Annotated in this window: 17 protein-coding genes; 8 read left to right on the top strand and 9 right to left on the bottom strand. The window is 68.7% G+C overall.

All coding sequences use genetic code 11. The annotated features are described in order from the left end of the window. Positions 1 to 78 precede the first annotated feature (78 nt). The gene (locus tag V6D00_14425; GenBank protein ID HEY9900367.1) at positions 79 to 363 is read left to right on the top strand and encodes a hypothetical protein; all 285 of its coding nucleotides are present in this window, start codon (positions 79 to 81) and stop codon (positions 361 to 363) included. A gap of 93 nt (positions 364 to 456) precedes the next feature. Here the strand turns inward: V6D00_14425 and V6D00_14420 are convergent, their stop codons facing one another. The 3 genes from V6D00_14420 to V6D00_14410 all read right to left on the bottom strand — a co-directional run bounded on the left by V6D00_14420 (position 457) and on the right by V6D00_14410 (position 4,612). Then, positions 457 to 729 carry a hypothetical protein gene (locus V6D00_14420; protein HEY9900366.1) on the bottom strand — a complete coding sequence of 91 codons (273 nt, stop codon included), beginning with the start codon at positions 727 to 729 and terminating at the stop codon, positions 457 to 459. 2 nt (positions 730 to 731) lie between these two features. Beyond that, a complete protein-coding gene (locus V6D00_14415) occupies positions 732 to 1,277 on the bottom strand; it encodes a hypothetical protein (GenBank protein HEY9900365.1) in 546 nt (181 codons plus the stop codon). A 68-nt stretch (positions 1,278 to 1,345) separates the two neighbouring features. Next, positions 1,346 to 4,612 (bottom strand): diguanylate cyclase, encoded by a 3,267-nt coding sequence (locus V6D00_14410; protein ID HEY9900364.1) that lies wholly within the window; start codon positions 4,610 to 4,612, stop codon positions 1,346 to 1,348. A 179-nt stretch (positions 4,613 to 4,791) separates the two neighbouring features. On the opposite strand from V6D00_14410, the gene typA reads away from it, so the two are divergent. The 7 genes from typA to V6D00_14375 all read left to right on the top strand — a co-directional run bounded on the left by typA (position 4,792) and on the right by V6D00_14375 (position 10,786). After that, complete coding sequence (gene typA, locus V6D00_14405) at positions 4,792 to 6,570, top strand: translational GTPase TypA (GenBank protein HEY9900363.1); 1,779 nt, start codon at positions 4,792 to 4,794, stop codon at positions 6,568 to 6,570. A gap of 162 nt (positions 6,571 to 6,732) precedes the next feature. Then, positions 6,733 to 7,254, top strand: coding sequence for a pantetheine-phosphate adenylyltransferase (gene coaD, locus V6D00_14400; protein ID HEY9900362.1), 522 nt, complete (start codon positions 6,733 to 6,735; stop codon positions 7,252 to 7,254). Beyond that, positions 7,185 to 7,688 (top strand): hypothetical protein, encoded by a 504-nt coding sequence (locus V6D00_14395; GenBank protein ID HEY9900361.1) that lies wholly within the window; start codon positions 7,185 to 7,187, stop codon positions 7,686 to 7,688. Before coaD ends, V6D00_14395 begins: the two co-directional genes overlap by 70 nt. Positions 7,689 to 7,690: 2 nt before the next feature. Then, positions 7,691 to 8,551, top strand: coding sequence for a nitrilase-related carbon-nitrogen hydrolase (locus V6D00_14390; GenBank protein ID HEY9900360.1), 861 nt, complete (start codon positions 7,691 to 7,693; stop codon positions 8,549 to 8,551). After that, a complete protein-coding gene (locus tag V6D00_14385) occupies positions 8,548 to 9,231 on the top strand; it encodes a hypothetical protein (GenBank protein ID HEY9900359.1) in 684 nt (227 codons plus the stop codon). The genes V6D00_14390 and V6D00_14385 overlap by 4 nt, the downstream gene beginning before the upstream one ends. 100 nt (positions 9,232 to 9,331) lie before the next feature. After that, positions 9,332 to 9,736 carry a hypothetical protein gene (locus V6D00_14380; GenBank protein ID HEY9900358.1) on the top strand — a complete coding sequence of 135 codons (405 nt, stop codon included), beginning with the start codon at positions 9,332 to 9,334 and terminating at the stop codon, positions 9,734 to 9,736. 66 nt (positions 9,737 to 9,802) lie between these two features. Then, positions 9,803 to 10,786 carry an amidohydrolase family protein gene (locus V6D00_14375; GenBank protein ID HEY9900357.1) on the top strand — a complete coding sequence of 328 codons (984 nt, stop codon included), beginning with the start codon at positions 9,803 to 9,805 and terminating at the stop codon, positions 10,784 to 10,786. On the opposite strand, the gene V6D00_14370 is transcribed toward V6D00_14375, so the two are convergent. The 6 genes from V6D00_14370 to dnaX all read right to left on the bottom strand — a co-directional run bounded on the left by V6D00_14370 (position 10,781) and on the right by dnaX (position 18,347). Further along, entirely contained in the window at positions 10,781 to 11,788 is a 1,008-nt protein-coding gene (locus V6D00_14370) for an aromatic ring-hydroxylating dioxygenase subunit alpha (protein ID HEY9900356.1), read from the bottom strand. The two genes, V6D00_14375 and V6D00_14370, sit on opposite strands and share 6 nt — an antisense overlap. A gap of 24 nt (positions 11,789 to 11,812) precedes the next feature. Then, positions 11,813 to 13,834 (bottom strand): penicillin-binding protein 1A, encoded by a 2,022-nt coding sequence (locus V6D00_14365; GenBank protein ID HEY9900355.1) that lies wholly within the window; start codon positions 13,832 to 13,834, stop codon positions 11,813 to 11,815. Positions 13,835 to 13,954: 120 nt separating this feature from the next. Continuing rightward, positions 13,955 to 14,761, bottom strand: coding sequence for a purine-nucleoside phosphorylase (locus V6D00_14360; protein HEY9900354.1), 807 nt, complete (start codon positions 14,759 to 14,761; stop codon positions 13,955 to 13,957). Further along, positions 14,758 to 15,300, bottom strand: a complete 543-nt coding sequence (locus V6D00_14355) for a YqeG family HAD IIIA-type phosphatase (protein ID HEY9900353.1) — start codon at positions 15,298 to 15,300, stop codon at positions 14,758 to 14,760. The genes V6D00_14360 and V6D00_14355 overlap by 4 nt, the downstream gene beginning before the upstream one ends. A 65-nt stretch (positions 15,301 to 15,365) precedes the next feature. Beyond that, the gene (gene mltG / locus V6D00_14350) at positions 15,366 to 16,400 is read right to left on the bottom strand and encodes an endolytic transglycosylase MltG (GenBank protein HEY9900352.1); all 1,035 of its coding nucleotides are present in this window, start codon (positions 16,398 to 16,400) and stop codon (positions 15,366 to 15,368) included. 9 nt (positions 16,401 to 16,409) lie between these two features. Beyond that, positions 16,410 to 18,347, bottom strand: a complete 1,938-nt coding sequence (dnaX, locus tag V6D00_14345) for a DNA polymerase III subunit gamma/tau (protein HEY9900351.1) — start codon at positions 18,345 to 18,347, stop codon at positions 16,410 to 16,412. Positions 18,348 to 18,384: the final 37 nt, after the last annotated feature.

The following is an 18,384-nucleotide window of genomic DNA, read 5'->3' as shown; positions in this document are numbered from 1 at the left end:
TGAGGTCGTGACGAATGGCGCAGCCCCCCTCGGGTCGGCTGCGCCATTCGTCTTTCAGTCTTCGAGGGAGGCATCGCCATGGCGGAACAGGCGTCGTTCGCGCGCGATCTCGGCTACCTGGACAAGTTCCTGGCCGGCCTCAAGGCCCATGCCCAGGGATTGAGCGAGCCGCAGCGCGCAGAGCTGCTCGGTCTCCTCGAGGAGGAGGTCGCGCGCTGGGGCCGGATCAAGGGGATCCTGGGCGGCGGTGGGGGTAGTCCGGTCGCGGCACCAAGTACCGCCGGCGGCACGGCGCCAGCACCGGCACGCGATCTAGCCGCCGGCTCGGGCTGGACTGTCGGGAGCCTGATGCCCCGGTCCTAAACACTTATGGTCTGAATTGAACATCCGCATGAGTCCTCCCCGCCCCACCGGGGGGCGGGGAACCAAGCGGATGTTCGATTCAGACCGGCTTGCTTAGTCGGCGCCGAGGTACAGGCGGTACAGCTGGGAGATCATTCGGGCCATCTCCGATTCGGAGAGGGCCCATTCCAGCACCTCGGGGCCGCGATCGCCGACCAGCCGGCATGCGCCCCCGTCCAGGAGGGCTTCGATCTGCTCCTGGGCCACGTCGTCGGTGATCTCGGTCGAGGCGAAGTCGTCCTTGATGGTGTTGAACTTGTCCGAGCGCGAGATCTGGTAGGCCAGGTCGTCCAGGTCGGTCTCGTAGGTGCGCGTCACGCGCGGCATGGCTAGGTCCCCTCTTGGGTGCGGCGCGAGGTCGCCTCGGCCTTCCAGTAGAGCATCCCCCAGGGAACGTCCATGCTGGCATCAGGAAACTCGGTGGTCGAGGTGCCGAGCGAAAGGGTGATGTTCGCGTTCCGGTACGGCATCTCGGCGCTGCGCCGCCCCGAGGCCATGACGGTCTTGCGCAGCGCGCGCATGCCGGTCATGACCTGCTTGAGCTCGGTGGGCCGGCCGGCGAACTCGCTCATGAACCGGGTGAGGATGGCGAGCGCGAACTCGTCGTTGCTGTCGGCGGGCAGGGCCACCTCGACCTTTTGCCGGGTGACGCGGCCGGCGTCGTAGTACACCCTCACGATGGTGCCGAGCGAGCCCACGCGGCCGGTGTAGAGCACCCCGCCCTCGGCCGAGTCCGGGATGATCTTCCACTGCGACTTCGGCACCCGCTTCAAGAAGCGCTCGAACGACGCGCGTTGGCCCCCGAGGGCGGCCTCGGCCGGCTGCGGGGCCGCGACGACGAGGGGGATCATTCCAAGCAGCAATAGGCGACGCACGTCCACTCCCTTCCTAACGCGTCAAATCATACAACACCCGGGCCCCGGGCTCCAGGGGCCGGTGGGATTCAGTGCGTCTGCCGCAAGACGAGCGGTTCGAGGACGTCGAGCACCGCCGGGTCGAAGTTACCGCTGCTTCGCATCTCGGCGAGGGCCTCGTGCGGGGCGTAGGCAGGGCGGTACGGCTTGGGAGCGGTCATGCCCTCGAAGGCCTCCGCCACGGCCAGGATGCGGGCGAGCAGGGGGATCTCCTCGCCGGCGAGGCCGTCCGGGTAGCCGGTTCCGTTCCAGTGCTCGTGGTGGTGGCGCACGATCGGGACCACCGACCTGAGCGAGGCGATCGAGCCGATCAGCCGCGCGCCGATCTCGGGGTGGCTCTCGACCAGGGTCCGCTCCTGGGGCGTCAGCCGGCCCGGCTTGGCCAGGATGGCCTCGGGAAAGGCGATCTTGCCGAGATCGTGGAGGTAGGCGGCCTGGTGGAGCACGGCGAGGTCCTCGGCCCCCAGGCCGAGGGCCTCGCCCAGGGCCGTCGCGCAGCGGACCAGGTTCTCGGAGTGGCCCGTCGCGAAGCCGTCCTTGGCTTCGAGCGCCTCCACCATGTCGACGATGGCCTGGAGATAGGTGTCCTGGCGACTGTCCTGGGCCTGGATCCGGGCGATCGCAGCGGCCATGCGGCCGGCGATTCCCCGGCCGAGGCGCAGGGAGGACGGGCCGAAGCGATCGGGCGATGCCCCGAGGCACAGCAGGACGCCCTGGGCCTCCCCCTGGTGGACCAGGGGAAACAGTGCCGCCTGCTGGGCATCGATGCGCGCGCAGAAGGCCGTGAGGACCTCGGCGTCGAGCGCGCTCCCCCCCGGTAGGATCCGAGGTTGCATGGTCGCCATTGCCTCGCCCACCGGCCCGGTGGCGCACGGGATCAGCCACTGGACCCGCTCGATCTCGTCGAGGCCGCTTGCGGCGCGCATGCGCAGGTGGTCCTGGCCGGGCTGGGGCATGAACAGGAGCACGGCCTGCGCCTCGAGCGCCTCCATGGCGACCTTCACCCCCTCGAGCAGCAGTTCGTCGAGCGCGTGGGCGCCCGAGATGCGGTCCTCGAGGGCCTGGATCGCCAGCAGCTGGCTGTTGGTCTGCTGGTAGAAGGCATGCCAGACCTGGGAGACCTCGAGCTGGAGCGCGTGGGTGAAGCGCTCGACCTCTGCGAGGACCTGGAGCCTCGCCTGCGGGGAGTAGGGCGCCTCCTGCACGTGCCGATCCAGCGTCTGGCAGAGCGAGAGGACGAGGTGCTCGCTCTGGGTCAGGGTCATGCCCAGCTGGATGAGATGGCTGACGGGCGCCTCGAGGCCGAGCTGCGGCAGGGCGGAGGGATCGACCGTCTCGGGGCGAGCGACCTGACGCGCAAGGGTCTCGAGCAGCTGGCCGAGCCTATCGCGCCACTGGTCCTGGGCGTCGGGCTCGAGGCTGTGACCCTGGGCGCTCAGGGTGCTCTCCAGGCACAGCAGGAGGGGGGGAAGAGCAAGGGCGAACGTCGCGCCCCAGGCCTCGGCGTCGAGGGGGATCCTGGCACGGCCCGTGGCGCGGCGCTTGGCCGCGCCCTGCTCGTCCGGACGGGGCGGGGCGAGGTGGAAGACGCCGTCCTCGGCGCTGCCGGCCACGCAGATGCGATCGCGGCCCGTGCGCTTGGCCTCGTAGAGCGCCTGGTCCGAGAGCTCGATCATGGCCTCGGCGCTCGTCTCGGCGGCCAGGCGAGAGGCGACCCCGATCGAGACCGTCACCTGGACCGGCGTCTGGCCCCGGCCCCAGAAGGTATGGTGGGCCACGTTCTTGCGGATCCGCTCGGCCACCTCGAGGGCGTGGTCGCGGGTGGTCTCGGGCAGGATGACGGCGAACTCCTCGCCGCCGTAGCGCGCCACCACGTCGGTCTCGCGGACGCTCTCCTTGAGGATCTGGGCCATCGAGCGCAGCACCTGGTCGCCGAGCAGGTGCCCGTGCGTGTCGTTGAATTGCTTGAAGTGATCGACGTCGAGCAGGATCAGCGCGATCGGGTAACCGAAGCGCGGGGCGCGGCGGAACTCGTTGTCGAGCTGGCGCTGGAAGTAGCGCCGGTTGTAGACCGCCGTCAGGCCGTCGGTGATGGCAAGCTGCTGGGTGGTCTGGTAGAGCTGGGCATTCTGGATCGCGATCGCCGCGTAGCTCGCGATGATCCCGAGCAGGCGCTCGCTGCGCGCGTCGAAGGCCCGATCGTCGTGGTTGAAAAGGGCGATGACGCCGAGGCGCTTGTCCTCGGCGAGGATGGGTGCGATGAGCGCGGAGTGGTAGCTCGCAAGGTGATCCTCGCCGGGCGAAAGCAGGTCCTGCAGCGCGTCGAGCCGCACGATCGCAGCCCCCTGCGCGGCCTTGCCGATCAACCCCTGGCCGAGCTGGGCGTCGGGCGTCTTCTCGACGGCGATCGCCTGGGTGCGCGCTCGGACCAGGCGGTGGTTGCTCGGGTCCAGCAGGAAAATCATGCAGGCGTCGTGCGGGACCGCCCGCTTGATCTCGTTGCCGATGAGCACCAGGCTCTCCCCCAGGTCGATCCGGGAGCTGATGCGCTGGGCGATCTGGTTGAGGATGGCGAGCTCCTGGTTGGCGACCTCGAGGGCGCGGCGTGATTGCCTGACCTTGAGGTAGAGCACCCAGAGCACCGCAGTGACGAGCAACGGGCCGACGAGCAGCGCCGCGCCCATGAGGCCGGCGCGCTGGTAGAGGACGACCATGGTGACCGAGAGCGGGCTCAAGAGCAGGGTGGCGAGCAGCTCGTAGCGGTCGTCCTCCCAGAGGACCTGCCAGAGGGGGACCTGCTTCTCGAGGGCGATGTAGCCGTTGACCAGCGCGATGTTGACCGCGATCTGGGCGAGGGTGGCGGCGAAGAGGACCCCGAAGGTCAGCGGCGAGAGCAAGTCGCGGCTGGCCTCGTACCCCCCGAGCACGAGCGCCAGGTGGGCGGCTCCGTAGGAGAGGGTGTACTGGGCGAGGTTGAAGAGGGCCAGGCTCCAGTGGCGGCGCTGGACCACGAGGTTGGAGGCCACCGCGATGAGGGCGATCACCACGATGGTCGGGAAGAGGCCCTGCATCAAGAGCGACGCGAAGAGGAAGGCGAAGCTCGCCGTCACCCGGCCGCCGCGGGGCAGCGGGAAGCCCACAAGCTCGGTGGCCACCCCCAACAGCGCAAAGGCCAAAAACATGGGGTGCGCGAGCTGCGCGTACTGCGAGGCGTCAGCGAGCATCCAGGCCGCGAGGCCGAGCCCGAGCACGGTGACGGCGAAGAAGTAGGCTTTGCCGATCGTCCAGCGTTTCACGAAGGCCCTCACAGGAAACGACGCGTGGGATTAAAAATCTTAACATGGGAGCAGCCGGGGGTAAACGCCCCAAACGCCTGCTCCCCTTTTGACGTGGGGGGCCAAAGTTCGGTATCATGGACCTCCCCAACTATGTTATGCCCCTAACGCTTGATGCTCAGGGCACTGAGGAGCATTTTTTGAACGAGAAAATCCGCAACGTCGCCATCATCGCGCACGTCGACCATGGCAAGACCACCCTCGTGGACGGCCTGCTGCGCCAATCCGGCGTCTTCAAGGCGCACGAGGTCGTGGTGGACTGCGTCATGGATTCCAATGACCTGGAGCGCGAGCGTGGCATCACCATCCTCGCCAAGAACACCGCCGTCGAGTACCACGGCTACAAGATCAACATCCTCGACACCCCTGGCCACGCCGACTTCGGTGGCGAGGTGGAGCGCGTCCTCGGCATGGTGGACGGCTGTCTGCTCATCGTGGACGCCTTCGAGGGCCCCATGCCCCAGACCCGCTTCGTGCTGCGCAAGGCGCTCGAGCAGGGCCTGAAGCCCGTGGTCGTCATCAACAAGATCGACCGCCCCGGTGCTCGCCCCACCGAGGTCATCGACCTGGTGCTCGACCTGTTCATCGACCTGGGCGCCGACGACGACCAGATCGAGTTCCCGGTGGTCTTCGCCTCGGGCATCGGTGGCTACGCCAAGGACGCCCTCGAGGACGAATCGAGCGACCTTCGTCCCCTGTTCGACGCCATCCTCAAGCACATCCCCGCCCCTCTGGGCGACGCGACCAAGCCCCTCCAGCTCCAGGTGACCACCCTGGACTACTCGGAGTACCTGGGCCGCATCATCGTGGGTCGCGTCCACAACGGCGTGATTCACGCCAGCGAGCAGTGCGTCCTGATGCGCGCCGACGGCACCGTGACCAAGGGCAAGGTCTCCAAGCTCTTCACGTTCAGCGGCCTCAAGCGTGTCGAGGTCGACCAGGCCTCGGCCGGTGACATCGTCGCCATCGCAGGCTTCCCCGATGCCAACATCGGGGAGACCGTGGCGGATGCCGCCAACCCCAATCCCCTGCCCTTGATCCGCGTCGACGAGCCCACCCTGCAGATGACCTTCTCGGTCAACGACAGCCCGTTCGCCGGCCGCGAGGGCAAGTACGTCACCACCCGCCAGATCCGCGGGCGCCTCGACAAGGAGCTCGAGAGCAACGTCTCGCTGCGCGTCGATGACACCGAGAGCACCGACGCCTTCCTGGTCAGCGGCCGCGGCGAGCTGCACCTCGGCATCCTGGTCGAGACCATGCGGCGCGAGGGCTACGAGTTCCAGATCTCCAAGCCCAAGGTCATCCTGCGCGAGATCGACGGCGCGACCTACGAGCCCTTCGAGACCCTGGTGCTCGACGTCCCCGAATGGGCGGGCGGCGCCTGCATCCAGGCCATCGGCTCGCGGCGCGGCGAGATGCAGAAGATGGCCAACGAGAGCGGCCGCACCATCGTCGAGTTCCTGGTGCCGGCGCGCGGCCTGATCGGCTTCCGCAGCGAGTTCATCCGCATGACCAAGGGCGAGGGCATCATGAACCACTCGTTCTTCGACTACCAGCCCTTCGTCGGCGAGATGGGCGCCCAGCGCAACGGCGTGCTGATCGCCCACGAGGAGGGCGAGGCCACCTACTACGCGATCCAGAACATGGAGGACCGCGGCGCCTTCTTCATCAAGCCCCAGACCAAGGTCTACAGCGGCATGATCGTCGGCGAGCACAACCGCCCCACCGACCTCGAGATCAACGTGTGCAAGGCCAAGAAGATCACCAACATGCGCGCGGCCGGCGGCGAGGAGCTGGTGCGCCTCACCCCGCCCATCGAGATGAGCCTCGAGCGAGCGATGGAGTACATCGGCGACGACGAGCTGGTGGAGATCACCCCCCAGTCGGTCCGCCTGCGCAAGATGAAGCTCAAGCGCTAGTCGCTCCTCTCCCTCAGAGCCCCGATCCCTTCCGGATCGGGGCTCTTGTTTGCTTCATGCGCGGGCCGCGCCTTGCGAGGCGCATTGAGACAGGCTAGAATTAGGGCGGTTCTCGAAGGCGGTTACCGTGGGTCATGCACCGCCGTTCCACCGGAGGGCGACGTGTCGCTTGCGATCTATCCCGGGTCCTTCGACCCGATTACCAACGGTCACCTGGACGTGCTGGACCGCGCGAGCCGCATGTTCGACGAGGTCATCGTGGCGGTACTCGCCAACAGCACCAAGAACTGCATCTTCACCTTCGAGGAGCGGGTCGAGATGATCCGCGAAGTCACCCGCGACATGCCCCGCGTCAAGGTCGAGAGCTTCAGCGGCCTGACGGCCGACTATGCCAAGCTCAAGGGCGCGAACATCCTGATTCGCGGGCTGAGGGCCGTGTCGGACTTCGACGCCGAGCTGCGGATCGCCCTGGCCAACAAGAAGCTCAACCCCGCGCTCGAGACCGTCTTCCTCATGACCTCGTCCGAGTACCTGTTCCTGTCGTCGAGCACGGTCCGCGAGATCGCCTCTCTGGGCGGTCCGACGACCGGGATGGTGCCTGATCACGTCGCCGCGTGCCTGCGCGCCAAGTTCGTCCCCGTCACCGGGGACGCCACGAGGAGGAATGTCCTATCTCCCAGCTAGAGAACCTGCTCTTCTCCATCGAAGAGCTCGTCATCAAGAGCATCAAGGTCCCCTTCTCCTCGCGCGCCGTCGTCGATGAGGAGCGCCTGCTCGATCTGCTGGTCGAGCTGCGCGCCGCCCTGCCCAAGGAGATCGAGCAGGCGGAGGCCCTCCTGAGCCAGCGCGACGAGCTGCTCAGCGAGGCGCATCGCCGGGCCGAGGAAATCATGGTCGAGGCGCGCCAGACCGCCTCAACCCTGCTCGACCAGAGCGAGATCGTCGCTGCGGCCGAGGCCGAGGCCGAGCGCGTGAAGGCCGAGAGCGCCCGCGACATCCAGGCCCAGCAGGCGGGCGCCGATCGCTACGCGGACGAAGTCCTCGGGGAGCTCGAGGCCAAGATCGCCCGCGCCCTCTCGACCATCCAGAACGGCCGCCAGCACCTCGGCGCGGAGTGACCATGCCCTCGTACCAGGTTTCCATCGCCCAGTTCGCCCCGGTCCTCGGCGGGGTATCGGCCAATCTCGACGCCCACCTGCACCTCTGCGAGCGGGCGATCGAGAGCGGCTCGCGCCTCGTCGTCTTTCCCGAGCTGTCGCTGACCGGCTACTTCGTCAAGGACCTGGTCGCTGAGGTCGCCCTCTCGTCCGACGCACCCGAGCTCGACGCCATCCGGCGCGCCTCCAAGCGGATCGACCTGGTGTGCGGCTTCATCGAACGCGCCCAGGGCGACCGTTACCACATCGCCTCGGGCTACTTCTCGAACGGCGAGCTGATCCACCTGCACCGCAAGGTCTACCTGCCCACCTACGGCATGTTCGAGGAGGGGCGCTTCATCGCTCCCGGCCGGAGGCTGAGGGCCTTCGACGGTCCCCTGGGCCGCACGGCCGTCCTCATCTGCGAGGACCTCTGGCACCCCTCCACGGTGGGGGTGATGGCCGCCGACGGGGCCGATCTGCTGATCGGCGTGGCGGCCTCGCCCGCGCGGGGGTTCGGAGGCGATCGCCCCGACTCCGCCCGGATATACGAGCAGATGAACCGGGTATACGCCCAGCTGTACGGCATGAACGTGGTCTTCTCCAACCGGGTCGGCTTCGAGGACGGGGTCGGCTTCTGGGGAGGGTCCGAGGCGATCGCTCCATCCGGAGAAGCGCTCGTCAAGGCGCCCTACTTCGACGACGCCCTGGTCTCGGCGACGATCGACCCGGGTGATGCGCGTCGCGCGAGACTCGCCACGCCCCTCGGGCGCGACGAGCGCATGGACGTGACCATCGCCGAGCTGAGCCGGATCGCAAGCAGCCGCAGCGGGGGGGATCGATGAGAGCATTCCTTGTCGCCATGGTCCTGTGCCTGGCGGCGGCCTCGAGCGCCGCGGCCCTGCCGAGCAAGCCTCAGCTGGTCGCGCTCGCACTCGGCCCCAAGGAGCAGGCCAAGCCGCTCCAGGACGCGCTCGAGAAGGAGTTCAAGAGCTCGCGACGCTTCGTCCTCACCAGGCCGATCGCCCTCCAGGGCGCCGAGTCCAACCCGCAGGCCGCGATCCCTGGCCTGCGCCGGCTGACCCGAGCCGACCTCGTCTTCGGCGGCACCGTCGCGGTCGGCCAGGACGGGGACCTCGAGCTGAGCGGCCGCATCTACGACATGGGCGTCGGAGACGTGTCCAAGCAGATTCGCTTCTCGGGGACGCGCAACGACACCACGGCCCTCGCCCGCGAGATCGTGCGCTACATGCGCGCCCGCTCCCCCTTGCGGGGCGAGATCACCGGGATGCGGGACAACCGGGTCCTCATCAACCTCGGCTTCGAGGACGGGGTCGAGCCCGGCACCTACTTCGCCGTCAGCCGGCCGAGCATGGCGCGCGGCGCGCAGCTGGGCCAGCTCAGGATCATCACCGCCGACTCGTGGTTTTCGACCGCCGAGCTCACCAGCCGTCAGCGCGGCATCAGGGTCAGCCCCGGCGATGCGGTCGTGGAGGACGTGGATTACTCGCTCATCGCTCCCTAGCCCCGTGGTCGACATGTGCGCCCGTCACATTTCGACTCGCGGGGCTCGTGTAGGATAGGATCGCCCGCACCCTACCCATGCGTTTCCCGGAGGGATCATCATGGCCTTTGATACGGAGTCCTCGTCCCACGACGCCACCTCGCCCTGGGCGGGGGTTCGCGACGCCTTCAAGAACGGCGGCATCCCCGAGGATACCCCCGAGATCGCCGCGATCTTCCAGCAGATCAAGAACCTTCGCGAGGCCGAGCGCTCGCTGCGCTCGATCCGCCGGACCATGGACCTGGACAACGTCCCCTCCCTCGATGCCATCGCCGAGGAGGAGCCCGAGGTCACGAGCGCCCCGCCGACCAACGACCTGACCAAGCTCCTCGATTCCTACCTGGCCCTGCGCGACGAGAAGGACGCCCTGGAGACCCGCCTCAACCAGGTGGTCGGGGTGCTGAGCCATCTCCAGCAGACCGTCGAGAACCAGAGCAAGCTCATCGACGAGCTGAAGCAGCGCTGATCGATTCCTTTCGCACCGCCCGGGCCCCAGGCCCGGGCGGTGTTCTGCTAGCATGGGGCAATGGTCATGCGGATCGACATTCACACCCACCTCGCGGGGCTGGGAGCGGGCCACACCGGCTGCGCCGTCTCCGCGCGCATGCGCCGCTCGCTCACCTTCCAGGCGATGATGGTCCTGACCGGGATGCGCGCGAGCGCTGCTTCGGGGCGCGAGGATGCCGCCTACGCGGAATTCATGGCCTGCGCGATCGATCAGTCGCGCGAGCTCGATTACGCCTGCCTCTTTGCGATGGACGGGGTGTATGACGCCCACGGCGCGCTGGATCAGCGCCGCAGCCACCTGGTGGTCCCCAACTCCCACCTCTTCGAGGCCTGCCGCCTGAGTCCCAAGCTGCTCCCGGTCATCTCGGTCAACCCCGACCGGCACGACGCCGTCGCCGAGCTCGAGCGCTGGGGCCCCCGGGCCGTCGCGATCAAGTGGCTGGGGCCCCTTCAGAAGTTCACGCTGAGCCCCGTGCGCCACGCGCGCGTGATGGACCTCATCAAGGAGCTCGAGCTGCCCGTCATCGTCCACACGGGATGCGAGCACACTTTTCCCGAGATGGAGCAGCGCCTCGGCGATCCGGCGCTCTACGAGCCCCTTCTCCAGCGGGGGATCCCCGTCGTCTTCAGCCACTGCGGGACCGGGTCCTTCGTCCATCCCGGCTACGATTACTCGCGCGAGTTCCTGCGCCTTCTCGAGCGCTACGACCACGCGTACGGCGACACGTCGGCCTTCTGCTCGCTGGTGCGCTACAAGCAGGTCCGGCGCTTCAGGGTGGATCGCTACGAGGGGCGCCTGCTGCACGGCTCGGACTTCCCCATCCCCTCGAGCGCCGTCTACTTCCTGCGGGATCTGGGCTTCTCGGGGGTGGCGCGCCTGCAGGGGGTGAGCAGCGTGCTCGATCGCGACGTGCTCACCAAGCGTGCGATGGGGATGCCCGACGCGACGTTCACCGCCGCCGGCGAGCTGCTATCGGCGGGGATCAAGCGCTACCGCCGATCGTCATAGCCTGAAGCGTACCCGCTTCTCCCGATCGCTCATCGGATCCTCGCCGCGCAGCACCCGGTTGCGGAGGTTGCGGATCCAGAGGTTGGCGGTGTCCGCCTGCGACGAGCAGAAGTCCTCGCCGAAGCGCCGGATCTGCTGGCCCTGGTTCTCGAGGATCCAGCGGTCCTGGGCGAGCACCTTGCGGCCCATGACCCTCACGATCGGCGCGATGAGAGGGGCCCAGGCGCCCAGGCGCCAGGTGACGTGGACGTGGACCCGCGTCTCGAGGTCCGAGACCGGGGTGCAGATCTGGTAGCCGACGACCTCCCGGCGATCGCCGAAGGCGTAGCGCACCGAGACGATGAAGGGCATGTGGAAGGAGTCCACGTGGGCGACCTTCTCGCCGGCTTTCAGCACCAGGCGCCCGAGCAGGCTTCTGGACTTGGCCTCCTCGTCGATGTCGATGTCCACCCCGTCGGCGCGGGTGCGGACCACGGTCTCGGCCGCATGGTCCGGCGCGGTGCGGAAGAGGCCGCGATGGATGAAGCCGGTGTGGGGGCAGTCGATGAAGTTCTCGACGAGGTTGGCCGCGCTGTTGGCGATCGTCGCCTCCAGGCGCGTCCAGGCCCAGCCGGCCTCCTCCATGTGGGGAAGGTGGAAAGGGCGCGCCGCTTCGGGGTCCCCGTCGCCAACGAAGACCCAGACGTAGCCCTGCTGCTCGATGACCGGGAAGGCGCGAATGGCGCTCTTCGCGGGGATGGGGTCGCCCTCGCACAGCGAGGGGATCTTGACGCACTGCCCCGCTGCGTCGAACGCCCAGCCGTGATAGGGGCAGCTCAGGCAGCCATCCTCGATCCTGCCGCGGGAGAGCTGAACGTTGCGGTGGGAGCAGCGATCGGCCAGGGCGGCCGCGCGACCGTCCTCGGCCCGGAAGACCACGAGGGGCACCCCGTCGATCATCCGGGCGATGGGCTGCTTCTTGAGCGCGTCGGAAGGCGTGGCGATGTACCAGTAGTTCTTCACGGCTCCTCCTCGTGCTTCGGAGTATTACAGCCCCAGCGAGTCCTGGCCATGGTCGCCATCGCCAGGAGCGCTCTCCGTCGCCTCGAATGCCGGCAAGCTATCGGGGTCGGGGGTGGGGGAGGGCCGGGGGGTGGCACGCCTCTTGGCGGGATCGGCGTCGCTGCCCGGGATGAAGAACGCGCTGGAGGGGCTCGCGGGGGCCGCGCTGAGCGAGCGTGTGGAGGCGACCTGGTGCTTCTCGAGCAAGGGGAAGGGGGTCGCGGGCGTCTTGGCGAGCGCCACCTGCATCAGCTGCTTCCAGAGCGGCGCGCAGACCGCGCCTCCCGTGGTGCCGTTCATCCGGGCATTGTCGTCGTTGCCTAGCCAGACCAGCGTCACCAGGTCCGGGGTGTAGCCCACGAACCACGCGTCGCGGTGGTCCGAGGTGGTGCCGGTCTTGCCGGCGGCCGGCCGGTCGATGTTGGCGGCGGCCCCCGTGCCGTAGCGCACGACCCCCATCATGACGTCGTTGAGCACCCGGATGGGATCCGCCTCGAAGACCCGGCGCGGCTTCGGGTCGTTGCGCTCGACCACCGTGCCTGCTCGGTCCTCGACGATGCTGTAGGCCTGGGGCTCGCACCTCATCCCGTCGGCGGCGAAGACCGAAAAGGCGCTCGCGAGCTCCAGGGGGGTGACCTCGGAGCTGCCGAGCGCAAGCGAGAGGTTCGCGCCGAGCGGGCTCTGGATGCCGAGCCGGTGTGCGTTCTCGATCACCGGGTCGATCCCGATCCGGTCGAGCAGTTTGACGGCGATGACGTTGTTGGACTGCTCCAGCGCCTTGCGAAGGGTCATGGTGCCGCCGCTGGCGTTGCCGTAGTTCTCCGGGGTCCAGAGCTTGCCGTTGCCGGCGTCGTACGAGACCTTGGCGTCGTTGAACGGGGTCGCGGGCGAGTAGTTGCGCTCGAAGGCCGTGAGGTAGACGAAGGGCTTGAAGGAGGAGCCCGGCTGCCGATGGGCCTGGACCACGCGGTTGAACTTGGACCTGGCGTAACTGACCCCCCCGACCATGGCCCGGATGTAGCCCGTCCGGGGATCGATGGCGACGATCGCGCCCTGGCTGAAGTTCATTCGCTTGCCATGGGTGGCGACGGTCTGGGCCAGCAATTGCTCGGCCTTCTGCTGGATTTCCCAGTCGATGGTCGCGCGGATCCGCAGCCCGCCGCGCATGACCACGTCGCTGCCGTAGCGGTTGATGAGCTGGTTGAGCAGGTAGCTGGTGAAGTAGGGGGCCTTGTAGGCGAAGTTCTGCGCCCCGGGGTACTTGAGCGGGACCGACGTGGCGGCGTCGGCCTGGGCCTGGGTGATGAAGCCGGCGCGGACCATGCGCAGCAGGGCCACCCGCTGGCCGCGCTTGGCGAGTGCGGCGTCCTTGTAGGGCGAGAAGCGCTCGGGCCCGCGCAGCAGGAACGCGAGCTGCGCGCTCTCAGCGAGCGTGAGATCCTTGGTCTTCTTGCCGAAGTAGTTCTGGGCGGCTGCCTGGATGCCGTAGCAGTTGTGGCCCCAGTAGACCTGGTTGAGGTACATCTCCAGGATCTGCGGCTTCGAGTAGCGGTGCTCGATCTGGATGGCGAGCCAGGCGTCGGCGATCTTGCGGGACCAGCTCTTGTTGTTGGTGAGGAAGAGGTTCTTGGCGAGCTGCTGGGTGATGGTGCTCGCGCCCTCCGCCTTGCGCCCTTCGGCCAGGTCGGTGAGGGCCGCGCGGGCGATCCCCTTGAGGTTGACGCCGTGGTGGCGGTAGAAGTGGTCGTCCTCGACCGCGATGACCGCCTCCTGAAGGTGGCGGGGGATGTCGCCGAGGGGGACGACCTCCCGGTTCTCCTCGCCGTGGACGTTGGCGAGCAGGTGCCCCTTGGCGTCGTAGATCCGGGTCGACTCGGTGGGGACCCAGCCCTCGAGCGACTTCACGTCCGGCAGGCGAGACATGCTCAGCCCCAGCCCCACCCCCGAGCCCAGCGCGAGGAAGAGGACCTGCCAGCCGACGAAGGCGGCGCGGTCCTTCCAGGTCAAGGGGCGCTTGTGACGCTTCGCCTCGGGGGCTCGACGCTTGGAGAGCGCGCTGCGCGGGTCACCCCCGGTCGGCCCGGTTTGAGAGGGCCGACCGGGGCGAGGACGTGGTCGGTCGCTCATCTAGGCGAGGGTGCAGGCCGCCCGCAGCGCGAGGTTCATCGCCTCGGAGGCCATCTTGGCGACGTCGACGACCTCGCCGTGCGAGGTGGCCGCCTGGGCCTCGGCCGTCACGGCGATGTTGGTGATGCAGGAGATCCCGAGCACCCGGATGCCGCGCGAGCTGGCGTAGGCGGCCTCGAGCACGGTGGACATGCCGACGGCCTGGGTGCCGATGCGCTGCAGCCAGAGGATCTCCGCCGGGGTCTCGTAGTTGGGGCCCAGAAGGCCCGCGTAGACCCCCTCGCGCAGGTTGAAGGCCTGCGTCTTGCCCCAGGCGGCCATCTTGGCCGTCCACTCGGGGTCGTAGGCCGGGGTGGCGCCGAACGAGGGGACGGTACGGGCGCTCATTCCGGCCTGGAAGCCGTCGAGCAGGCTCACCTGGTCCCTGATCAGCATGAGATCGCCGGGCAGCCAGTCGCCGCAGAGGCCGCCCGCGGCGTTGGTGAGGATGATCTTGCGGATCCCCATGGCCTCGTACAGGCGCACGATGCTGGTCGCGGCATCGACGGAGTGCCCCTCGTAGAGGTGGAAGCGGCCGCGGGCGATGGCCACGCGCGCCCCGCCGGGGATGGTGCCGATGGTGAGCACGCCCGCGTGGCCGGCGACGGTGATCTCGGGGAGGCCCTCGATCCGGTCGTAGGGGATGTCGATCTGGTCCTCGAGGTCCTCGAGGACCACGATGCCGGACCCCAGGACGATACCGAGCTCGGGCGGCGCGCCCAGGTCGACGGCGGGCAACTTGGGGGCGGCAATCAGCGTTTCGGTCACGGGGTCTCCTTCAGGTGGTCGGGGTGCAACTTCTCACGGATGGTGTCGGCCTCGCGGATGAACATCCCCTCGACCAGGCGCATGAGCTTGCGCAAGGGCTTGTGCTCGGGGGCGATGGGGGTGGCGAGGATGGTCATGGCGCCAAGGCGGTTGCCGCCGAGGATGTCGGTGAAGAGCTGGTCGCCGATGATGGCGGCCTGATCCGCTCGGATGCCCATTTCGGCCAGGGCCGCCCGGAAGCCCTTGCGGCGTGGCTTTGCGGCCCGGCATGCGCATGGGATCTCGAGCCGATCGGCGACGACCTGCACGCGCTTGGCGCTCGGGTTGTTTGAGAGGATGTACAGGGAGAAGGAGGCCTTCATCTCCTGGACCCAGGCGTGAATCTCGGGCGGGGGGGTATGCTCGAAGGCCGAGACCAGCGTCTCGTCGAGATCGAGAATCAGGCCTCGGATCCCGCGGTCCTTGAGATCCGTCGCCGAGATCTCGGTGACGGATCCGACCCACAGGTCCGGTCGAAGTAAGTTCGTACGGGTGCTCATGAGCGTAGATTCTACCATTCCGGCGAGCCCGCGCAAAGCATCGGTGGCGCGCCCCGGTGCCTCGCTCATGGCCTGTAGCGGCGCTGAGCCGCAAGGTGATCCGCGTAGGATCGCGTGAAGGCATGGCCGCGGTCGCCCTTGGCGACGAAGTAGAGGTATGGCGTCTTCTCGGGATGCAGCGCGGCGCGAAAGCTCTCGCGCCCCGGGTTGGCGATGGGCCCGGGCGGCAGGCCGGCGTACCGGTAGGTGTTGTAGGGGCTGTCGATCCTCACGTCCTTGAAGCTGAGGCCGCGGTTCCCCTGGTGCCGACCGAGCGCGTACTCGACGGTGGGATCCGAGCCCAGGCGCATCCTTCGCGCGAGGCGGTTGTGGAAGACCCCCGAGATGAGCGCTCGCTCCTCGGGGCGCGCGGCCTCGAGCTCGACGATCGAGGCCAGGGTCAGCGCCTCGGTGAGCGGCAGGATCGGGTGCGCTTCGGTGCGGTAGTCCGCGAGGATCACGGCCTCGAAGCGTGCCAGCATCTGGTCGATCAGGCGGCGCTCGTCGAGGCGGTCCCCTTCGTAGAGGTAGGTGTCGGGAAAGAGGTAGCCTTCGAGGGAGGTGCCGACGTCTTTCAGCCAGGGGTACTTCGCCTCGAAAGCCTCGGGCTTGGCGACCAGGGCCAAGAAGCGCCGGCTGTCACCGGCCGAGCGCTGATCGATCAGCCTGGCGATGCGCCCTGCGGAGAAGCCCTCCGGGACGGTGAGGCGCTCCTGGCGCCCGCGTCCCTCGACCAGGCACTCGAGCACCTGGAAGGGGCTCAGGCCGGGCGAGAGGGCATAGGTTCCCGGCTGGATCTTGTCGCTGGTGCCCGTCAGGCGCCCGAGCAGCGAGAGGGCGAAGCGATTGCGCACGATGCGCTTTGCTTCGAGGGCCTCGCCGGCGCCAGCCAGCGAGCTGCCGCTCGGAATGGTGACCTGGCGCGGGGGTGAGCCCGGCTTGCTTGGGGGGCTGAACTGGACGACGACGAGCGCAGCTGCCAGGCCGGAAGCAGCCAGCGGCACAAGGCGCCTCTGGTGGCGCCGCGCCCACGCGATGAGCTCGGATATGCGGTCACGCATCGTGCACCTCTAGATCGTCGGTTCGATGACCTTGCCGTTGAAGATGTCCGCGGTGCGGCTCACGAGATCGCTCGCCCTTTCCGGCGAAGGACCGCTCGATCCGGCGCCTCGCGGCTCCGCCTTCGGGGCGGGCGGCTCCTGCGCGGGGGCCGCCGCCGGGCTGGGATCCTGAGGCTTCGCAAGAGGGGGCGCCACGTCCTCGGTGAGCGCGACGGGAGGGGCCTCGTCGGGGGCCGGTGTGGCCACCGGAGGCCCGGCCTCCGGTGGCTGTTCGAGGGTGGGCGCAGGCGAGACGGGGGGCGTTTCCGGGGGTGAGAGGGTGGCCGGCGCTTGCGGGGCGCCGGCCGAACTAGGGCGGGGGCTATCCCCCTGCTCGAACGACAGCGCCGTTCGAACCGTATCCCCGAATGCCTGGGCGGCGGCCTTGTCGAGATAGGCCTTGCGGTCGGCCTTGTCGAAGAAGGTGCGCATGGTGGCCTTGATGGCGATCGCGACAACGTCCGCGTCGCGTCTCACGTGGAGCGCGTGCTGCTCGAGCAGGCTGTGGGTGCTGCGGTGCACCCGCGCGAGGGCCGCGAGGAACGCCGCGTGCACGTCGTCCGCGCCCGGCTGCGCGCTCGGAAAGGGAAGGCCCGCGCCCGGTGCCGGTCCGGCCGGAGCAGCAGGTGCTTCGGCCGGAGGCGCCGCCGGCGCTATCGGTGCCGGAGGAGGTGCGCTCTGGACAGGGGCGGCCTGAACGGGCGCCGCGTAGGGTGATCGCGCTGGACCGGGCCTGCCCTGGGAGGCGGGCGCGTTGGCGAGGCGCTCCTCGAGGGCCTCGATCCGGCGGGTCAGGTTCGCGAACGAGGGGATGTCGGCCCGCTCGCACAGGCGCATCATCGCCATCTCGAGCCAGATGGTCATCTGGTTGGAGCCCTTGAGGAGGTCCTCGGTCTCGCGCAGGACCTCGAGGGCGTACAGCAGCTCGGGACTAGAGAAGCGGGCGGCGATCGCCCCGAGCGCCTCGAGCTGGGTCTCGGGCAGCTCGAAGGCCCCGGCGCGATCGGGCGCGAGGCCGACGAGCATCAGGTGGCGGAAGGTCTCGACCAGCTCCCGGAGGACCGCGTGGTGGTCGTAGCCCTTGGCGAGCAGGGCATGAACGCCCGCGATGGCATCGACCACCCGGGTTTCCGCGATCGCGCGCGCCACCTCGGTGAGCGCCTCGTTCGAGACGAGGCCGAGCGCGTTGAAGACGTCCTCGGCGCTGATCGCGGTCCCCGGCGCGCAGGCCCGGACCTGGTCGAGCATGCTCAGCGCGTCGCGCAGGCCGCCGTCGGCGCGCTTGGCGATCGCGGCGATTCCGGCGGGATCCACCTGGAGGCCCTCCTCGAGGGCGACGTAGCCGAGGTGGTCGACCAGCGGCTTGAAGGCGATCCGCTGGAAGTCGAAGCGCTGGCACCGGCTGATGATGGTGGGCAGGACCTTGTGGACGTCGGTGGTCGCGAGCACGAAGACCAGGTTGGGGGGGGGCTCCTCGATGGTCTTGAGCAAGGCGTTGAACGCCTCGTTGGTGAGCATGTGGACTTCGTCGATGATGAAGACCTTGTAGCGCCCCTGGGTCGGGGCGAAGCGCACCCGGTCCCGCAGGTCGCGGGCGTCGTCGACGCCGCGGTTGGAGGCCGCGTCGATCTCGATGACGTCGGGGAAGTTGCCCCGGGAGATGCCCTCGCACGCCGCGCAGCGCTCGCACGGGGTGACGGTCGGCCCCTCGGCGCAGTTGAGGCTCTTGGCGAAGATGCGGGCGCTCGAGGTCTTGCCCGTCCCGCGCGGCCCGGTGAAGAGGTAGGCGTGGGCGAGCTTGTTGCCGGTGATGGCGTTGGAAAGCGTGCGAGCGACATGCTCCTGGCCTACCAGGCCGGCGAAATTCCTGGGGCGCCACTTGCGATAGAGGGCGAGGTAGGTGCTCATGGCAAACGAGTATACCACGCTGCGGCCCGGGGCCTGC

This window comes from Pantanalinema sp. (genome assembly GCA_036704125.1).
In the GTDB taxonomy this organism is placed as follows: Bacteria; Cyanobacteriota; Sericytochromatia; order S15B-MN24; family UBA4093; genus JAGIBK01.
This window is presented reverse-complemented; position numbering and strand designations above follow the sequence as displayed.